Annotated in this window: 16 protein-coding genes; 11 read left to right on the top strand and 5 right to left on the bottom strand. The window is 60.6% G+C overall.

What is annotated here, in order from left to right:
- Positions 1 to 56 precede the first annotated feature (56 nt).
- A complete protein-coding gene (locus tag HCZ30_RS01070; RefSeq protein WP_167635912.1) occupies positions 57 to 1,118 on the top strand; it encodes a Hint domain-containing protein in 1,062 nt (353 codons plus the stop codon).
- A 138-nt stretch (positions 1,119 to 1,256) separates the two neighbouring features.
- Positions 1,257 to 1,877 (top strand): 30S ribosomal protein S4, encoded by a 621-nt coding sequence (gene rpsD, locus HCZ30_RS01075; protein ID WP_167635913.1) that lies wholly within the window; start codon positions 1,257 to 1,259, stop codon positions 1,875 to 1,877.
- Positions 1,878 to 1,937: 60 nt separating this feature from the next.
- On the opposite strand, the gene HCZ30_RS01080 is transcribed toward rpsD, so the two are convergent.
- Complete coding sequence (locus HCZ30_RS01080) at positions 1,938 to 2,987, bottom strand: bifunctional transcriptional activator/DNA repair enzyme AdaA (protein ID WP_167635914.1); 1,050 nt, start codon at positions 2,985 to 2,987, stop codon at positions 1,938 to 1,940.
- A 121-nt stretch (positions 2,988 to 3,108) separates the two neighbouring features.
- On the opposite strand from HCZ30_RS01080, the gene hisC reads away from it, so the two are divergent.
- The 3 genes from hisC to HCZ30_RS01095 are packed head-to-tail and all read left to right on the top strand — an operon-like array spanning position 3,109 to position 5,950.
- Positions 3,109 to 4,194, top strand: a complete 1,086-nt coding sequence (gene hisC / locus HCZ30_RS01085; protein WP_167635915.1) for a histidinol-phosphate transaminase — start codon at positions 3,109 to 3,111, stop codon at positions 4,192 to 4,194.
- Positions 4,194 to 5,117 carry a prephenate/arogenate dehydrogenase family protein gene (locus HCZ30_RS01090; protein ID WP_167635916.1) on the top strand — a complete coding sequence of 308 codons (924 nt, stop codon included), beginning with the start codon at positions 4,194 to 4,196 and terminating at the stop codon, positions 5,115 to 5,117. Before hisC ends, HCZ30_RS01090 begins: the two co-directional genes overlap by 1 nt.
- Complete coding sequence (locus HCZ30_RS01095) at positions 5,114 to 5,950, top strand: extensin-like domain-containing protein (protein WP_167635917.1); 837 nt, start codon at positions 5,114 to 5,116, stop codon at positions 5,948 to 5,950. Before HCZ30_RS01090 ends, HCZ30_RS01095 begins: the two co-directional genes overlap by 4 nt.
- Here HCZ30_RS01095 and HCZ30_RS01100 read toward each other — a convergent pair.
- Positions 5,938 to 6,888, bottom strand: a complete 951-nt coding sequence (locus HCZ30_RS01100) for a DUF2125 domain-containing protein (protein WP_167635918.1) — start codon at positions 6,886 to 6,888, stop codon at positions 5,938 to 5,940. The genes HCZ30_RS01095 and HCZ30_RS01100 overlap by 13 nt on opposite strands.
- 61 nt (positions 6,889 to 6,949) lie before the next feature.
- On the opposite strand from HCZ30_RS01100, the gene HCZ30_RS01105 reads away from it, so the two are divergent.
- The 3 genes from HCZ30_RS01105 (at position 6,950) to HCZ30_RS01115 (ending at position 10,483) form a co-directional block, all read left to right on the top strand.
- On the top strand, positions 6,950 to 7,489 hold the full coding sequence (locus tag HCZ30_RS01105) for a gamma-glutamylcyclotransferase (RefSeq protein WP_167635919.1): 540 nt from the start codon (positions 6,950 to 6,952) through the stop codon (positions 7,487 to 7,489).
- 66 nt (positions 7,490 to 7,555) lie between these two features.
- A complete protein-coding gene (locus HCZ30_RS01110) occupies positions 7,556 to 8,704 on the top strand; it encodes a biopolymer transporter ExbB (RefSeq protein ID WP_175580926.1) in 1,149 nt (382 codons plus the stop codon).
- Positions 8,705 to 8,710: 6 nt separating this feature from the next.
- Complete coding sequence (locus HCZ30_RS01115; protein WP_167635920.1) at positions 8,711 to 10,483, top strand: peptidoglycan -binding protein; 1,773 nt, start codon at positions 8,711 to 8,713, stop codon at positions 10,481 to 10,483.
- Here HCZ30_RS01115 and HCZ30_RS01120 read toward each other — a convergent pair.
- The 3 genes from HCZ30_RS01120 to gloB form a co-directional block, all read right to left on the bottom strand.
- Positions 10,480 to 11,367: a M23 family metallopeptidase gene (locus tag HCZ30_RS01120; protein WP_348640339.1), complete on the bottom strand. Its 888-nt coding sequence runs from the start codon at positions 11,365 to 11,367 to the stop codon at positions 10,480 to 10,482. The two genes, HCZ30_RS01115 and HCZ30_RS01120, sit on opposite strands and share 4 nt — an antisense overlap.
- A gap of 59 nt (positions 11,368 to 11,426) precedes the next feature.
- Positions 11,427 to 13,757, bottom strand: coding sequence for an ATP-dependent Clp protease ATP-binding subunit ClpA (gene clpA, locus HCZ30_RS01125; protein WP_167635922.1), 2,331 nt, complete (start codon positions 13,755 to 13,757; stop codon positions 11,427 to 11,429).
- A gap of 177 nt (positions 13,758 to 13,934) precedes the next feature.
- Positions 13,935 to 14,702, bottom strand: a complete 768-nt coding sequence (gene gloB / locus HCZ30_RS01130; protein WP_167635923.1) for a hydroxyacylglutathione hydrolase — start codon at positions 14,700 to 14,702, stop codon at positions 13,935 to 13,937.
- A 63-nt stretch (positions 14,703 to 14,765) separates the two neighbouring features.
- Here gloB and HCZ30_RS01135 point away from each other — a divergent pair, with 63 nt between their 5' ends.
- The 3 genes from HCZ30_RS01135 (at position 14,766) to atpA (ending at position 17,906) form a co-directional block, all read left to right on the top strand.
- The gene (locus HCZ30_RS01135) at positions 14,766 to 15,536 is read left to right on the top strand and encodes a class I SAM-dependent methyltransferase (RefSeq protein WP_167635924.1); all 771 of its coding nucleotides are present in this window, start codon (positions 14,766 to 14,768) and stop codon (positions 15,534 to 15,536) included.
- 265 nt (positions 15,537 to 15,801) lie between these two features.
- Positions 15,802 to 16,368 (top strand): F0F1 ATP synthase subunit delta, encoded by a 567-nt coding sequence (locus HCZ30_RS01140; RefSeq protein ID WP_167635925.1) that lies wholly within the window; start codon positions 15,802 to 15,804, stop codon positions 16,366 to 16,368.
- Positions 16,368 to 17,906, top strand: a complete 1,539-nt coding sequence (gene atpA / locus HCZ30_RS01145; RefSeq protein ID WP_167635926.1) for a F0F1 ATP synthase subunit alpha — start codon at positions 16,368 to 16,370, stop codon at positions 17,904 to 17,906. Before HCZ30_RS01140 ends, atpA begins: the two co-directional genes overlap by 1 nt.
- Positions 17,907 to 17,908 lie beyond the last annotated feature (2 nt).

The raw sequence follows: 17,908 nt of genomic DNA on the forward strand, positions 1-17,908 counted from the left end.
CCACAACCCGGGCGTTCAAGATCCGGACATGACTGAGGCACAGAGAAGAGCAGAAGATGAAAACGGGCTTTCATGGCACGTTCGTCATTTCCTGGTCGCAAACGGAACTTGATGGGGAGTGGTCCGCTCCGCTCGACGTCTTGCGCGTCGGCGCCAGCTGGATCTGGACAGGCGAAGCAGTCCGCGTAGACGGGCCTTCGGAAATCCTCCCCCTCGGGACTGCGACCGGAATGGTCGAAATGCGTAAGCGGGCGGCGCACACCGTCCGCCGTCTCCTTAATGCTGTCGACAAGAATACTCCGTTTTCGGAATCCCTTTCCGATGCGCCGCCGCTTGCCGAGAAGAGCTTCAACGTCACGGATGGCCGTTCGACGTGGAATGTCACGCTGATTGAAGCGGGGCAGGGCCGTAAACCGCTGCTCGTTTTCGTCGGAGAGATCCCACCGCGCGACACCGAGATGTGGATCGTGGCGCATAATATCGACACCGGCCGTGTGGCGCGTGCGAACGCGAATCCAGGTGGCGTGATTTGTTTCACCCCCGGAACCATGATCCAGACGGAGTTCGGTCCGCGCCTTGTCGAAAGCCTGCGCGAAGGTGACCGCATTCAGACCAAGGACAACGGTTGCCGCGAAATCCTCTGGATCGGTCAGCGGCGTATGACGGGCGCGCGTCTTTTCGCCATGCCGCACCTCGCGCCGGTCCGTATGCGCCGCGGTGCGCTGGACGAAGTTGTGCCGGATGACGGCATCCTTGTGTCGCCTGATCACCGCATGGTGCTGAAAGGCGCCCGTGCTCGCGCACTGTTCAATTGCGACGAAGTGCTGGTTGCGGCCCGTGACCTCGTCAACGACTCCAGCGTCTATGTGGACCGCGCCGTCCGCGAAGTGACCTACGTCCACCTTCTGTTGCCGGGACACGAGATCGTCTTTGCCAACGGGGTGGAGACCGAAAGCTTCCATCCGGCCAGCGCGGCGCTGTCGTATCTAGACGAACACGACCGTATGCGGCTGATGACGCGCATTCCTGAAGCGGGCTGCGATCCGATGGCCTACGGGGCCTTTGCGCGCCGCGTTTTGTCGGGTTATGAAACTGCCGTCCTGCGTCAGGACTTCTAACGCCGAAAGGCTGTTGACTCCTCCGCAGCGCTCTCTATAAGCCGCGTTTCATTGGTGTTGGTGGCCCCCGCAAGGGGACGCCTGTCAGGCTTCGGCCAGAGGACAACGCCCTTCGAAACCTAGTGAAGGAGATCAGCCGTGACCAAACGCACGTCTGCCAAGTACAAAATTGACCGCCGCATGGGCGAAAACATCTGGGGCCGCCCGAAGTCCCCGGTTAACCGTCGTGAATACGGCCCCGGCCAGCACGGCCAGCGTCGCAAGGCAAAGATCTCGGACTTCGGTCTGCAGCTCCGCGCCAAGCAGAAGCTGAAGGGCTACTACGGCGACCTGACCGAAAAGCAGTTCCGCCGCATCTTCTCGGAAGCAGAACGCGTTAAGGGCGACACCGGTGAAAACCTGATCGGTCTGCTCGAGCGCCGTCTGGACGCTGTCGTTTACCGCGCCAAGTTCGTTCCGACCGTTTTCGCTGCTCGTCAGTTCGTAAACCACGGCCACGTCACTGTTAACGGCAAGAAAGTTAACATCCCGTCGTACCGCGTCAAAGAAGGCGATGTCATCGAAGTTCGTCAGAAGTCGAAGCAGATGGCTCTCGTTCTCGAAGCAGCTCAGCTGCCCGAGCGTGACGTTCCGGACTACCTCGACGTAGACCACTCGAAAATGACCGCGACCTTCGTTCGCGCTCCGGGTCTGTCGGACGTTCCGTACCCGGTTCTGATGGAACCGAACCTGGTCGTCGAATTCTACGCGAAGAACTAATCTGTTCTTCGCCGCAATACGGAAAGGTCGCCCATTGGGCGACCTTTTTGCTTTTGGGGGTCAGCGGAATTGCCGCTCGATCTCGATCAGCTTCTGTTTCCGCCACAGCCCACCCGCGTAGCCCGTGAGCGTGCCGTCCGCGCCAATGACGCGGTGGCAAGGGATGATGAGCGCGATCTGGTTCTGGGCGTTAGCGTTCGCCACCGCGCGCGTTGCCGTCGGGCGCCCGATGTCAGCAGCAAGTTCTCCGTAGCTGCGGGTCTCTCCGGCGGGGATCGCGCGGAGGGCAGCCCAGATTTGTTGCTGGAATGCGGTGCCGTAGTCGGATGCAAGCGGGACCGTGAAGCCATCGAGCTCACCCGCGAAGAACTGGCATAGCTGATCCTCTGTCTGGTCGTGAATTGCAGTGCGTCCGAAGCCGAGGGCACCTTCGGTCTTGTGGATCTTGCGTAGTTGCTCGGGCAGGCCCTTGCGCTCGGGAAATTCCAGCATTCGAAGGGCCTTGTCGTCTGCTAGCGCGATCATCGGGCCGAGGGGCGTTTCGAAAAAGTCTGCCTTGAGCCGGCTGTCCGATTTCATTTCGGACGGAGCCATTCCCAGCATCGCCGCAAAAGCAGTCCGGAAAGCGGAGGGCGAGTCGAAGCCCGCGTTGAGTTGTGCGTCGATCACTTTGTGTCCTTTCGCCAAAGCGCGGGAGCTGTCACGCAGCCGCCTTGCGCGCGCCATTTGCAAGAATGTCATGCCGTATTGCCGCCGGAACGTCCGCCGGACGGTGGAACTGTCAAAGCCCATGGCGACCACGTCCTCCTCCGACCAGCGGTGGTCCGGTTCCGCATCGAGCGCCGCCATGAGCGCCCCGATCACTGGATCGGCTTCCGCCGCGGGCTTTACCGGATGGCAGCGCTTGCAGGGGCGAAAGCCAGCGTCAAAACATTCTTGCGGGGTCGCGTAGAACCGGCAATTCGACCGCAGCGGCTTGCGCGCAGGGCACGTCAGACGGCAGAAAATGCCGGTCGAGGCGACCCCCACGTAGGCTTGCCCGTCAAAACGGGCGTCGCGGCGCAGAAGCGCGTCATAAAGGGTGTCGAAGTCGGGCAATTTGAACAGCATGGCCCACCATAGCGCGCTTCATGTCACGCTGCCGCCTGAAAACGGGCAGCGCATCAATGATCTTCTCTGGAAAGGACAGGTGCGCCCCGTTATGGAGTGACTGTTATTCGGAGGGGCAGAGATGACCACCAAGCCACAGCCACAGCCCGGCATCATGGATATCGCACTCTACGTGAGCGGCGAATCCAAGGTCGAAGGCAAAACCGAGGTTCTGAAACTCTCGGCGAACGAAAACCCCTATGGTTTCAGCGACAAAGCTAAGGAAGCCTATCTGCGTTCGGCTGTGAACCTCCATCGCTATCCCAACACCGACCACGCACCGCTGCGCGAAGCGATTGCCGAAATCCACGGGATCGACGCGGGCCGCATCATTTGCGGTGTCGGCTCTGACGAGGTGCTCCAGTTCATTGTGCACAGCTACGCCGGTGTCGGTGACGAGGTCATCGTGACCGAGCACGGCTTTTCGATGTACCCGATTCTGGCCCGTATGGTCGGCGCAACTCCGGTCGAGGTGAAGGAAAAGACCCGCGTTGTGGACGTGGATTCGATCCTGTCCGCCGTAACGCCCAAAACCCGCGTTGTGTTCATTGCGAACCCCGCGAACCCGACCGGCACCATGATCGGTGAGGACGAGCTTTACCGTCTGGCCAAAGGTCTGCCGCGCAACGTGATCCTCGTGATCGATAGCGCCTATGCCGAGTTTGCCGAAGGCTATGACGGCGGCAAAGCCATCGTGAACGAATTCGCGAACGTCGTTATGACCCGCACGTTCTCCAAGCTGCACGGCCTCGGCGGTATGCGTATCGGTTGGGGATATGCACAGCGCGAGGTCATCGACGTTCTGAACCGCGTGCGTCAGCCGTTCAACCTGTCCGAAACCCAGATGACCGTTGCCGCTGCTGCCGTGCGCGATACGGACTTTGCCGAACGCTGCGTGCGTGAAAACGCCCGTTGGCGTGATTGGCTGCGCAATGCGCTGGTTCAGATGGGTGTCGGTTGTGACGAAAGCTACGCCAACTTCGTGCTGGCGCGGTTCTCGAACCCTGATGAGGCGGCTGCGTGCAATGTCGCGCTCAAGGCCGACGGCATCATCGTGCGTCCCGTGGGCAGCTACAAATTGCCGAACTGCCTGCGTATCACCGTCGGTGACGAGGCTGCCTGCCGCCGCGTAATCCACGTGATCGCCACATTCAAAGGTATCCGCTGATGACTTTGATCTACAAACGTGTCGCGCTCATCGGTCTGGGCCTGATTGCCGGCTCGATGTCGCTAGCCATTCGTCGCGGCAAGCTGGCCGAGGAAATCGTCGGTTACGCCCGTTCACAGGAAACCCGTGACATCGCGCGCGAGATTAACCTCGTGGATCGCGTCGTCGAGAGCGCCGAGGAAGCCGTCAAAGGCGCCGATCTCGTCGTGCTCGCCGTTCCGGTCGGCGCAATGGGCGGCGTGATGGAGGCGATTGCACCGCACCTTAAAGAGGGTGCTGTCGTGAGCGACGTCGGCTCGGTAAAGCAATCGGTGTTCGACGCCGTGATGCCGCATATGCCCGAGCACGCGCACTTTATCGGCAGCCACCCGATGGCGGGTACCGAACACTCCGGTCCGCGCGCTGGTTTTGCCACCCTGTTCGACAACCGCTGGTGCCTCATTGTGCCGCCGGCGGATGCCGAGCAGGCCGAGGTTGATAAACTCGCCGAGTTCTGGCGTGCGATCGGTGCGGATATCGAGTTCATGGAGCCAGAGCGTCACGACCTCGTTTGTGCTGTGGTGTCGCACACGCCGCACCTCATCGCTTACACGATGGTGGGCGTGGCCGATGACCTTCGCCGCGTGACGGAGCGTGAGGTCATCAAATTCTCCGCCGCCGGTTTCCGTGACTTCACCCGTATCGCAGCGTCCGACCCGACCATGTGGCGAGACGTGTTCCTGACGAACAAGGAAGCGACGCTGGAAATCCTCGGCCGCTTTACCGAAGAGCTTTTCGCCCTTCAGCGCGCAATCCGTACGGGCGATGGCGACACGCTGTTTGACTACTTCACGCATACCCGCGCGATCCGTCGCGGCATTCTCGAAGCCGGTCAGGATACCGACGCGCCAGACTTTGGCCGTACGAAAGCTGCGAAAGAATGAAACTGGGGTTGGCGCTTGCGCTGACCTTGTGGGGCGGCGCGGTGTGGGCAAATGCGCCCGCCGCGACGTCCCAACCCCGCCTGCGCCCGACCGAGGTCGTCGTGAGTGCATCAGGCACTGCCGTCGCCCGCCCGCGACTGCGCCCTGCGGCACTTGCCCCCGCGCCGAGCACCCCTGAAAGCACTGCCGCGCGTGTCGCGATGGAGCCCGAGACCTCCAGCCAGTTTGCCGTGCGCCGTTCGTCGCGGCCCTCGGCCCGCCCGCCGCACGTGGTGCTCGCGGGCATTGCTGCTGCCGAAGCGCGTCGCCGTGGCAGCATTTGCGGCGATTTCGACATCCAAGGCGAAGAGATCGCGGACATCAACGGCCCCGGTCCTTGCGGCGTCGAAGGGGCCGTGCGCATCCGCTCAATCCTCGGCATCGGGTTTTCCGAGCAGCCGACGGTGGACTGCCGGACGGCTTCGGCCTTTAAAACATGGCTCGAGCGTGGTGCGATTCCTGCCGTGGGTAGCGAAGGCGGCGGGATCAAGGAAATCTGGGTGATGGGGCACTACAGCTGTCGCAACCAGATCGGCAATTCCAGTAGCCGCAGATTGTCAGAGCATGCGCTTGGCCACGCTATTGACGTGGGCGGCCTGCGTCTGAATGACGGGGGCATGATTTCGGTCAAGGATGGATGGGGCACGCGTTCGGACGGCGGGCAACTGCGCGACATGCATCAGGCGGCGTGCGGACCGTTCGGGACGGTGCTGGGGCCGAACGCGAATGCGGCCCACCACGACCATTTCCATTTCGACACGGCCCGTAACCGCAACAGCGCCTACTGCCGCTGACATGCGAGGGGCGACGGCCCGAGTGGGAACGGCCCGAGCCGCATGGTTTGACCCGCAAGAGTGAGGGGCAGGGCGATACGCCCTTCGCTGTCGGCCAGATTGCCGCCGACAATCTTCCAGCTCTGGGCGACTTGCGGTTCGATCATTTCCATCTCGACCGCAACATCGAAGAACGTCTGCCAGCCTTTGACCGCAAGGTTGATCTGGCCTTGGGCATCGCAGCCATCCACGAAGGTCAATTTGCCGTCAAACGCCAGTTCGATATCGTCCCACTTCATTGTCGCGGTGGCGATATCCAAAGTCTCGATCACGGGATCGGCTGACTGTATAAGCAGCGGCCGTTTCAGACCCGCGAGCGCTTCAAAGTGGGCGGATTCGATGACATTCGACAGCGATCCGTTGATCTGCGCGAAAAGGTCGAGGTCCCGCGGCAGTTCGATGTTTGCCGCATCCATCGACAGCGCATAGCCGTTGTGGGCATCCTCCGACTGCTCGGCCTTCACATGAAGCGCTTCGATAGCAACGTCCGCACCGCTGACCGTGGCGTCTTCGATGTCGACGGTCGCCTTTTCGACCTCTCCAAACGGCCAGTAATTCACTTTCAGGTCGCCCTCGATGCGGTCGCCCGCAACGACAACGGTCTGCAACTCGTCCGCGACCGTAATCGGTGCCTTGGTCGACAGACGAAGGCCATTGGGCGGCGTCGTCGGAATGCTGACGTCCAAAGCATCAAAGGTCAAACCGTCAGCCGTCGCAAGGTCATCGACCCGAACGGTCCAGCGGAGCGGCGTAAACCTGATCGCGCGGTCCGACGCAGTGATGTCCTCACTGCTATCGAACGCCGTGCCAAGGCCAGCGTAGAGAACGACCGATCCGATGCCCCACCACAGGACATATGCCATCGGCAGTCCGATCTTCTTTCGCGTGTGGCGTGCCATGACTGCCCCTTCAAGTTTTCGTCTTGCGTCGTTATAGCCCACCCGAACAGGAGGAACAGTGATGACCTTATGGGTATTTGGTTACGGATCTCTTCTCTGGAATCCGGGATTTGAACCGGTCGAGGCTCGCCAAGGCCGGCTCGACGGGTGGCATCGTTCGTTCTGTATGCTCTCCATTCATCACCGCGGCACAGTCGAGCACCCTGGTCTGGTGCTGGCGCTAGACGCGCAAAAGGACGCGCGGTGTACCGGCATGGTCTTGCGCGTGGCAGACGAGGACACCGACGAGGTGCTTGCCTACCTGCGCGAGCGCGAGCTGGTGTCTGCGGCTTACCTCGAGGTGAAGCTGCCGGTCACGCTCGACGATGGGCGCGAGATCGAAGCGGTGACCTATGTTATCGACGCCTCGCACGCGCAGTATATCGACTTCGACCTCGAAACGCAGGCGCAAATGATCGCATCTGCCGTTGGTGGGCGCGGTCCGAACTACGAATATCTGGACAATACCGCGTCCCATCTGGACAAGATGGGCATCGCTGACCCCGATATGGCGTGGCTTGTTCGCCGCGTTGCAGCTATTCGTACAGGTGAATCCGTATAAATTATTTGGGTTCGGGGTTGTTGACCCCTATGGTGACCCAAAACAGAGACGAGGAACCTGTCCGACATGGACATCAGGGAACCTGAGGCCGAGCCGTATTTTTCGCAGCCGCTTCGCCAGATCATTTCTATGCTTATCGCCTTGGCCCTTATCGGGGCGGGGGGATATTTGGCGTTTGGAACGGTAGAATTCCTGTTCCTGTCCAATCCGTATCTCAACACGTTGATCGGACTGGTGTTCGTCATCGGTCTGTTCTCCTGCTTTGCGCAGGTGTTCCAGTTGATGAACAGTGTGGAGTGGATCAAGCGTTTCGTCCGTGAACAGCAGACCCGTCAGGCGCCCGCGCTGCTTGCGCCGCTGGCGACGCTGCTCCGTTCGCGCGGTGCGCGGATGCAGCTGTCGAACTCCTCGACCCGCTCAATTCTGGACTCGGTCGCGTCGCGTATTGACGAAGATCGCGAGATTACGAAATACCTGGGCAACACGCTGATTTTCCTTGGCCTGCTCGGTACCTTCTACGGCCTCGCGACGACGCTCCCCGCGCTTGTTGATACGATCCGTAACCTGAATGCTGACGGCCAGTCGGGGTCTGACGTGTTCACCAAGCTCCAGCAGGGCCTCGAATCCCAACTTGGCGGCATGGGCACGGCGTTCTCGTCTTCGCTGCTCGGTCTGGCTGGGTCGCTCATCGTTGGTCTTCTGGAGCTTTTCGCGGGCCACGGTCAGAACCGTTTCTACCGCGAGCTTGAAGAATGGCTGTCGTCGATCACCCGCCTTGGCTTTGCGTCAGGAGATGAGGCGACGGGCGGCGAAGGCACCGAATATGGCGGTGTTCTGGATCAGATGGCAGACCAGATCGACCAGCTTGCCGACCTTTTCCACCGCGCCGAAGAGCGCCGTGCGCACACTGACGTGCAGATCGCGAACCTCACCGGCGCACTGACCATGCTGGCGCAGCGGCTAGAGCAGGACGACCCGCGCCCCGCGCTGACAGCCTCCGCCGAAGCGCAACAGCGCCTTGTCGAGCGCCTGCGTGAAAGTGGTGTTGACGGCATCGACGCCGAAAGTCGTATGCGCCTCCGTTCGATCGACGTGCAGTTGCTGAAGATCCTCGAAGAACTCTCGGCCGGTCGTCAGGAGACGATGGCTGAAATCCGCGCCGAAGTTGGCGCTCTGGCTCGCGGGCTGCGTCAACAGCGCCGCCAGGGCGAGTAAAGCCCGATGGCAATCGGGGGCCGCCGCAGTACGAACCGTTTTAACGCCTCGATCTGGCCGGGGTTTGTGGACGCCATGACCGGCCTTCTGCTGGTCATGATGTTCGTTCTGACGATCTTCATGGTCCTCCAATTTGCCTTGCGCGAACAGATTTCGGGTCAGGAAAGCCGCCTGATTGAACTCTCGGACGAGGTCGCCATTCTTTCGCAGGCCCTCGGCCTTGAACGCGAAAAGAGCGCGACGCTTGAGAGCACTGTCGGCAATCTGAACGACGAACTCGACGAGGCGTCGGCTCAGGCTGATGCTCAGGCGGCGTTGATCGCATCCTTGCGGACCGAGCGCGACGATATCGCCGCCCAGCTTGTGACGGCGCAGAACCAGATCACCGGTTTCGAAGCGCAAGTCGCTGGGCTGCTGGCAGACCGAGCCGACCTTCGCGATCAGGTCTCGAACCTTGAAGGCGACAATGCGGAGTTGATGAGCGAGAGCGAAGCGCTGAACCTCGCGCTGGCGCAGGCGCGCGATGAAGTCGACGCGCAAGAAGAGGCCGCTCGCCTTGCCGCTGCCCGCCGCGAAGCGCTTGAAGCCATGATCGCAGAATTGCGGAACGAAGGGGCGGAGACGTCCGGCGCACTCGACGCTGCTCAAGCCGAGATTGACGAACTGGAAGCGGCGCGTCTGGCTGACGCTGCCGCCGCCGAAGCTCTGCGCGAACGCCTTGCCAATGCGGATAGCGAACTGACGGCGATGACCCTCGCGCTGGAGGAACAGCGCCAGCGGGCCGAAGAAACGCTGACCCTGCTCGCCGCAGCAGAAGCCGCCCGCGATGACCTCGATAGCAAACTGGCCGATGCGATTATCGCGCGGCAGGCGTTGCAGGCCGAGGTCGATAGCCTTGCTTCGACGCAGGACGAAACCTCTCAGGAAAGAGCCGACTTGCAATCGCGCCTCGCTGCTGCGCTCGCCGCATTGAACGAAGCGCAACAGGACGCCGCTGACCAGATGACCGAGGCAGACCGGCAGGCGGCATTGCTGGCGACGGCGAATAGCGCGCTGGCTGAACAAGAGGCGCTTTCGGCTGAAAGCGAACGCCAGATCGCTGCGCTGAACGCCAATGTTTCGCAGCTCCGTGCGCAGCTTGAAGAGCTTCAGGGCCTGCTTAATATCGCGAACGAAAACGACAGCAGCGCAACCTTACAGATCAACAATCTGACCACGCAGCTTAATCAGGCGCTTGCCCGCGCGGCGCTTGAAAACCAGCGTCGTCTCGCGCTGGAAGAAGCCGAGCGCAAGCGCCTTGAGGAAGAGGCCAAGGAGCTTTCGAACTACCGCTCCGAGTTCTTCGGTCAGCTTCGCGCGCTACTCGCGGATCAGGACGGTGTTCGTATCGTCGGCGACCGCTTCGTGTTCTCGTCCGAGGTTCTGTTTGACGAAGGCAGTGCTGATCTGTCGCCGCAGGGGCGCCGCGAGATCGGGAACGTTGCGTCTATCCTCCGTCAGATCGTCGACGATATTCCGGACACTATCGACTGGATCATTCGAGTCGACGGCCACACCGATGACCAGCCGCTGTCGGGCACGGGCGAATTCGCGGACAACTGGGAGCTTAGCCAAGCACGCGCGCTTTCTGTGGTGCGCTTCATGGTCGACCGCGAAGGCATCGACCCGCGTCACCTGTCGGCCAATGGTTTCGCCGAGTATCAGCCGATCAACGACGCCGATACGCCCGAAGCGCGCGCGCAGAATCGCCGTATCGAACTTAAATTGACCGAGCGTTAATCGAGCGTGAAGCTGGTGGACATGCTATCCAGCAGCTCACCATTTCGCGTCATTGTCACCGTGCCGTTGTAGGTTCCAGCGGGCCAGCGGTCCGTCGTCAGCCGTTTTCCGGCGGCGCGGAATGTTTGGGCCTGCGCGCGGTCGAGGGTTTCTTCGTGGGTGAAGGCGAAGCCGTCCGGCCCTTCGATACTCAGCGTCAGCAGGTCGCCGGTTTGGGTGCCAAAGCTCAGCCCCCAGATCACGAGATTGCTGTCGGCTGAGGGCAGGGTTGTCGCCGTGCCAGCTTTCGCCGCGTCATAGTCGGGCACGTTCGGCGCAAAGCCCACAGACACGATCCCGCCGTCTGGTGCGTTGATCGGTTCGGACCAGAGCGCACCCGAGGCCGTGCAGTCAGCCGCATTACCTGTGTCAAACGGGTCGATGACATCACCATCTTTGCGAACCGATAGATGAACGTGAGGGAATTGGGTCTGACCGGAAAGGCCCACTTGGCCGACGACATCACCGGCGGAGACCTGTTGCCCAACGCGGGGAATAACGCTGCCGAGAGCAAGGTGGCAGTATTGCGTTTCCCACCCGTCGCCGTGGTTGATGACGAGACCGTTGCCGCATTCTTGGTTCGTAACATCAGGTGCGCCGAGGCCGGTTTGCAAGACGTCCGGCATCTCGTCCCGCACGCCCGTCACCACGCCGTCCGCTGCGGCCAATACGTTCACGCCTTCCGCCTGCATCGCGAGCGAGGGGAGGGCGAAGTCGGTGCCCTTATGGCCGTCATAACTCAGGCCGCTACAGCGGAAATCGCTGACGCCGCCCGTCGGGTCGCGGTCGACGAATTGCTGGATGTAGCAGACCCCGCCGAGATCGCAGTCGATCGGCGAGGACAAAGAAAAAGCCCCTGCCGCCACGGGGGCGGCAAGGGCCGAAATCGTTACCAGTAACCGCATCAATCGGCGGTCAGAAGCGGAGGCTTGTTGCCGGTCAGGCGGCCAGGCTTCGGCGGCTCGATCTGGAGATCGAGCTTGTCGTCCTTGACCGCAACGCGGACCAGACCGCCCTTGGTGAGCTGACCGAAGAGAAGTTCCTCTGCCAGCGGCTTCTTGATGTGCTCCTGAATGACGCGGCCCAGCGGACGCGCACCCATCTTGGAGTCGTAGCCCTTGTCGGCCAACCATGCGGCGGCTTCTTCGGTAAGTTCGATATGCACGTTGCGGTCCATGAGCTGCGCTTCCAGCTGGAGAACGAACTTCTCGACCACCTGCATGATGACTTCTTTGGGCAGCGGCGCGAACGGAATGACAGCATCCAGACGGTTGCGGAATTCCGGTGTGAAGGTCCGCTCAATGGCGGCAGTATCTTCACCTTCGCGGCGGTCACGTCCAAAGCCGATGGCTTCTTTCGCTTGCTCCGCAGCACCCGCGTTCGAGGTCATAATCAGGATCACGTTGCGGAAGTCTGTGGTCCGGCCGTTGTGGTCGGTGAGCTTCCCGTGGTCCATGACCTGTAGCAGGATGTTGTAGACATCCGGGTGGGCTTTTTCGATTTCGTCGAGCAGCAGAACACAGTGCGGGTTCTGGTCGATCTTGTCGGTCAGCATACCGCCTTGATCGAAACCAACGTAGCCCGGAGGGGCACCGATCAGACGCGAAACCGCGTGCTTCTCCATGTATTCCGACATGTCGAAGCGGATCAGTTCGACGCCGAGCGTATCAGCCAGCTGCTTGGCCACTTCGGTCTTACCCACACCAGTCGGACCGGCGAAGAGGTAGTTGCCGATCGGCTTTTCAGGCTCACGCAGACCAGCACGGGCCAGCTTGATCGCAGACGACAGCGACTCGATGGCGATGTTCTGCCCGAACACGACCCGCTTGAGCGACTTTTCGAGATCCTTCAGGGTCTCGGCGTCGTCCTTGCTGACGTTCTTCGGCGGGATGCGGGCAATCTTGGCCACGACGGCCTCGATTTCCTTCACGCCGATAGTCTTGCGGCGCTTCGATTCCGCGACGAGGTGCTGGGCAGCGCCTGCTTCATCAATGACGTCGATGGCCTTATCTGGCAGCTTGCGGTCGTTGATATAGCGCGACGACAGCTCCACGGCCGACTTGATAGCGTCAGCGGTGTAGCGGATGTTGTGGTGCTCTTCGAAGTAGGGCTTCAGACCCTGAAGGATCTTGACCGAATCCTCCACCGAAGGCTCGTTCACGTCGATCTTCTGGAAACGGCGGCTCAGCGCGCGGTCTTTTTCGAAGTGCTGACGGAATTCCTTGTAGGTGGTCGAGCCCATGCAGCGCAGTTTGCCGCCCTGAAGTGCCGGCTTCAGGAGGTTGGACGCATCCATAGCGCCGCCCGAAGTGGCACCGGCACCGATCACGGTGTGGATTTCGTCGATGAACAGAACCGCGTCGTCATGTTCTTCGAGCTCCGAAACAACGGCTTTCAGGCGCTCTTCGAAGTCACCGCGGTAACGGGTGCCTGCAAGCAGGGCGCCCATGTCGAGGCTGAAGATCGTGGTGCCCGAAAGGACTTCCGGTACTTCTTCGTTGATGATCTGGCGAGCCAGACCCTCCGCAATTGCGGTCTTACCAACGCCCGGATCGCCCACGAGAAGCGGGTTGTTCTTGCGGCGGCGGCAAAGCACCTGAATGCAGCGCTCGACCTCGTGGTGGCGACCGATCAGCGGGTCGACGTCGCCCTTGCGGGACTTCGCGTTGAGGTCGACGCAATATTTGGCCAGCGCGGATTCCTTGCCTTCGGCTTCGGGCGCGGACTGGTGCGGGCGGGACGATTGCTCTTCTTCTTCGGCACCGGTGATCGGGCGCGCTTCGCCGAATGCGGGGTCTTTGGCGACACCGTGGGCGATGAAGTTGACCGCGTCGTAACGGGTCATGTCCTGATCCTGGAGGAAGTACGCGGCGTTGCTTTCACGCTCTGCGAAGATCGCGACGAGCACGTTGGCACCGGTAACTTCCGTACGGCCAGACGACTGGACGTGGATCGCGGCGCGCTGGATGACGCGCTGGAACGCAGCGGTCGGCACGGCCTCGGATCCTTCGACCTCGGTGATGAGGGTCGAAAGGTCGTCGTCGATGTAGTCTTCAAGATTCTTGCGTAGCTCGTCGAGATCGACGGCACAGGCACGCATGACGCGTGATGCGTCGGGTTCGTCGATCAGAGCCAGCAAGAGGTGTTCGAGAGTAGCCAGTTCGTGACGGCGGGCGTTCGCCAGCGCCAGTGCTGCGTGGATGGACTGCTCGAGTGTTGTCGAAAATGACGGCACGTCAGTGCTCCTCTATCGTGGTTCGCGAAGCCGGAAGCTGCGCGAAGCATGGCCTCTTATACTTAAGGTTTGGTGTTCTTTGGTTGTCCTTCAAGGACTTTCTCTCGATTTACCTTCACAATTGTCATCAACTCTATCCTACGGCTCAATCCCGCATCATGTTCGGGCATGTATCCGTCAGAAGTTGTCTTTACGCTTGCGGACCTCCGCAAAGACCTCCTCGTCGGTTGCAAGCGGCATGCCGATCGCCGATTTCAGGGCCTCGTCATCAGCTCGCAGATACGGGTTGGTTGCGACCTCATCGCCCAGAATGGATGGGACGGTGGGCTCGCCGCGTTCCCGCGCCGCAAACACCGCATCGGCCCGTGCTTTGACAGCCGGATGGCCCGGCTCGATGGTCAGGGCGAATTTGGCATTGGTGGCCGTGTACTCGTGGCCGGAACAAACAACGGTTTCGGGCGGCAATGCGCGCAGGCGTTTCAGACTGTTCCACATCTCGGCAGGGGTGCCTTCGAAAAGACGACCGCAACCGAATGCCATCAGACTGTCTGCGGAAAACAGATAGCCGCTTTCGGGCAGGTGGAAAGCGATATGACCGGACGAATGGCCGGGGACAAAGATGACATGGCACGTCTCGCCGCAAACCTCGAACGTGTCGTCGTCACTGACCGCAAGGTCCAGGGCAGGCAGGCGATGGGCATCGATTTCGGCACCTATTACGCGAGCGTTCGATTTCACGCGGAGAGCATCCACACCGTCGATATGGTCATGGTGGTGGTGGGTTACAAGAATGTCGTCCAGTTCAAATCCGCGGTGGCCGAGGAAGGATGCGATCGGTTCAACCTCGGGGGCGTCGACCAGCGCGGTCTTGCCAGTGGCCGCATTGTGCAACACGTATGCATAGTTGTCTGCGAGACACGGGATGGTGAAAAGCTCAAGGGGCATGGCATCGCCGTTCAGTTTGTTTAAAGTTGTAGCCAAGCCTGACCCAAAGGACGACCGTCTGCAATGCACCTTGATGTGTTGGATCTCCGCAACTTCTATTATCGCAGCCAGCTTGGCCGTGCGGTACAGAAGGTTATCCGCAACGATCTGCTGACGCTCTGGCCCGAAGCGAAAGGCCAGACAGTCGTAGGGTTCGGCTTTGCTGTTCCGATGCTGCGCCCCTATCTGACAGAGGCACGGCGGGTGGTGGGTCTGATGCCCGGACCGCAGGGCGTGATGCCTTGGCCTGCTGGGATGCCGAACGTTTCGGTCTTGTGTGAAGAGACGTTCTGGCCGCTCGATACTGGCAGCGTCGACAAGCTGGTGGTGATGCACGGGCTGGAGACATCCGAGAACCCGACTGCCGTCCTCAACGAGTGCTGGCGCGTGCTTGGGCCTGGCGGTCGGGCGATATTCGTCGTGCCGAACCGCGCAGGGCTCTGGTCGCGGAGTGACCGCACGCCTTTTGGTTACGGTCGTCCGTATTCGCTCGGCCAGCTTGAGGCGCAATTCAAGCAGCACAACTTCATTACCGAGCGTTCTCGGTCCTCGCTCTATCAAGTGCCGTCCTCCAAGCGGATCTGGCGAAAGCTTGCAGGGCTGACGGAGAACATCGGAAAGACGCTTCCGTTCGCGGCTGGCGGCGTGCTGATGGTCGAGGTGACAAAGCAGGTCGCGGCTCCTCGCAGGCCCGGATTGGGTGAGGCGGTCAAGCGACCGCTGCGAGTCCTCGAAGGGGTAGGGCGGCCGGTGCCGAAGCCGGGGCTATCGCGAACGCACCGCGAGTCATCTTGAGTGCAAAATATGTGGATGGATTCGGGTTTTCCGCCTCCACCGTTTAATGATGTCGGCAATTAATTGCGCCAATTGTCGCACATGTTGACATATCCACAATCTAGGGCACAAACATTGGCTAATTCCTGCCGTAAGGCTGTTGCCACATAAAAACCCCTCTGATACATCCCCCCGTGATCTTGTTGCCCCCGCAAATGCGAGGGCCATTTAAGCTGCCTGACGGTCGGCCCTCACGGGTCGAAGAGACGGCCTAATCATCGGAAGGGTGGACGTGTCCGAACCAGCTTCGATCTCAACCGGCATTGCTTCGCGCTATGCATCCGCCGTGTTCGACATTGCCAAAGAAGGCAATGGCCTCGCGGCACTCGAATCCGACATTGACGCACTGGCCGCAGCACTCGACTCGAGCGAGGACCTGCGTGCGCTGATCGGCTCGCCGATCTACAGCCGCGATCAACAGGCAGGTGCCGTCTCGGCTCTGGCCAAGAAAATGGAACTTTCGGAAACTATGAACAGCACGCTGGCCCTTCTGGCCCAGAAGCGCCGCCTGTTCGTGCTTCCGCAGCTACTTGAAGTCCTTCGTGCCCGTCTGGCCGAAGAAAAGGGCGAAGTGACCGCTGACGTCGTCAGCGCGAAAGCTCTGACCAAAGGCCAGACCGACAAGCTGTCCCAGACCCTGAAGGCGAAGGTCGGCAAGGACGTCAACATCAATGCCACTGTCGATGCTTCGCTCATCGGCGGTCTTATCGTTAAGGTGGGCTCGAAGATGATCGACACGTCGATCCGCTCCAAGCTCAGCGCTCTCCAGAACACCATGAAAGAGGTCGGATAATGGCGATCCAAGCTGCAGAAATTTCTGCGATCCTAAAAGACCAGATCAAGAACTTCGGCCAGGAAGCCGAAGTGGCCGAAGTCGGCCGTGTGCTCTCGGTCGGTGACGGTATCGCGCGTGTTTACGGTCTGGACAATGTTCAGGCTGGTGAAATGGTCGAATTCCCGGGCGGAATTCGCGGCATGGCGCTGAACCTCGAAGCTGACAACGTCGGTGTTGTTATCTTCGGTTCGGACCGTGACATTAAAGAAGGCGACACCGTCAAGCGTACCAACTCGATCGTGGACGTTCCGGCTGGTGACGAGCTTCTCGGTCGCGTTGTTGACGGTCTGGGTAACCCGATCGACGGCAAGGGTCCGATCAATACCTCGAAGCGCCTCGTCGCTGACGTTAAGGCTCCGGGCATTATCCCCCGTAAGTCGGTTCACGAACCGATGGCAACCGGCCTGAAGTCGGTCGACGCTATGATCCCGGTTGGCCGTGGTCAGCGCGAACTTATCATTGGTGACCGTCAGACCGGTAAGACTGCCGTTGCTCTCGATGCGATCCTGAACCAGAAGTCGTACAACGAAGCTGCTGGCGACGACGAGTCGAAGAAGCTGTACTGCATCTACGTTGCAGTCGGTCAGAAGCGTTCGACCGTTGCCCAGCTGGTTAAGAAGCTCGAAGAAAACGGCGCTATGGAATACTCCATCGTTGTTGCTGCGACCGCTTCGGATCCGGCGCCGATGCAGTTCCTTGCACCGTACGCTGCAACCGCTATGGCCGAGCACTTCCGTGACAACGGCCGCCACGCTCTGATCATCTATGATGACCTTTCGAAGCAGGCTGTTTCGTATCGTCAGATGTCGCTGCTGCTCCGCCGCCCGCCGGGTCGTGAAGCTTACCCGGGCGACGTTTTCTACCTCCACTCCCGCCTGCTCGAGCGTTCGGCTAAGCTGAACGAAGACAACGGCGCTGGCTCGCTGACCGCTCTGCCGATCATCGAAACCCAGGGCGGCGACGTTTCGGCGTTTATTCCGACCAACGTGATCTCGATCACCGACGGTCAGATCTTCCTCGAAACCGAACTGTTCTACCAAGGTATCCGCCCCGCTGTGAACACCGGTCTGTCGGTTTCGCGCGTTGGCTCGTCGGCTCAGACCAAGGCTATGTCCTCGGTTGCTGGTCCGGTTAAGCTGTCGCTCGCTCAGTACCGCGAAATGGCTGCCTTCGCGCAGTTCGGTTCGGACCTCGACGCCTCGACCCAGCAGCTGCTGAACCGTGGTGCCCGCCTGACCGAGCTCATGAAGCAGCCGCAGTACTCGCCGCTGACCAACGCTGAAATCGTCTGCGTCATCTTCGCAGGTACCAACGGCTACCTCGACAAGCTGCCGGTTTCGGATGTTGCCCGTTTCGAAGACGGTCTGCTGAACTTCCTGCGCAACAAGCGTAAGGACATTCTGGACTGGATCTCGAACGAAGACCCGAAAATCAAAGGCGAAGCTGCTGACAAACTGAAAGCAGTTCTGGACGAATTCGCCGCTGATTTCGCCTGATC

The organism is Marivivens donghaensis (genome assembly GCF_011806565.1).
GTDB classification, from domain to species: Bacteria; Pseudomonadota; Alphaproteobacteria; order Rhodobacterales; family Rhodobacteraceae; genus Marivivens; species Marivivens donghaensis_A.

Coding starts and splice junctions, on each gene's coding strand:
- HCZ30_RS01070 (WP_167635912.1), top strand. CDS start 57: ATGAAAACGGGCTTTCATGGCACGTTCGTCATTTCCTGGTCGCAAACG.
- HCZ30_RS01080 (WP_167635914.1), bottom strand. CDS start 2,987: ATGCTGTTCAAATTGCCCGACTTCGACACCCTTTATGACGCGCTTCTG.
- hisC (WP_167635915.1), top strand. CDS start 3,109: ATGACCACCAAGCCACAGCCACAGCCCGGCATCATGGATATCGCACTC.
- HCZ30_RS01090 (WP_167635916.1), top strand. CDS start 4,194: ATGACTTTGATCTACAAACGTGTCGCGCTCATCGGTCTGGGCCTGATT.
- HCZ30_RS01095 (WP_167635917.1), top strand. CDS start 5,114: ATGAAACTGGGGTTGGCGCTTGCGCTGACCTTGTGGGGCGGCGCGGTG.
- HCZ30_RS01100 (WP_167635918.1), bottom strand. CDS start 6,888: ATGGCACGCCACACGCGAAAGAAGATCGGACTGCCGATGGCATATGTC.
- HCZ30_RS01105 (WP_167635919.1), top strand. CDS start 6,950: ATGACCTTATGGGTATTTGGTTACGGATCTCTTCTCTGGAATCCGGGA.
- HCZ30_RS01110 (WP_175580926.1), top strand. CDS start 7,556: ATGGACATCAGGGAACCTGAGGCCGAGCCGTATTTTTCGCAGCCGCTT.
- HCZ30_RS01115 (WP_167635920.1), top strand. CDS start 8,711: ATGGCAATCGGGGGCCGCCGCAGTACGAACCGTTTTAACGCCTCGATC.
- gloB (WP_167635923.1), bottom strand. CDS start 14,702: ATGCCCCTTGAGCTTTTCACCATCCCGTGTCTCGCAGACAACTATGCA.
- HCZ30_RS01135 (WP_167635924.1), top strand. CDS start 14,766: ATGCACCTTGATGTGTTGGATCTCCGCAACTTCTATTATCGCAGCCAG.
- atpA (WP_167635926.1), top strand. CDS start 16,368: ATGGCGATCCAAGCTGCAGAAATTTCTGCGATCCTAAAAGACCAGATC.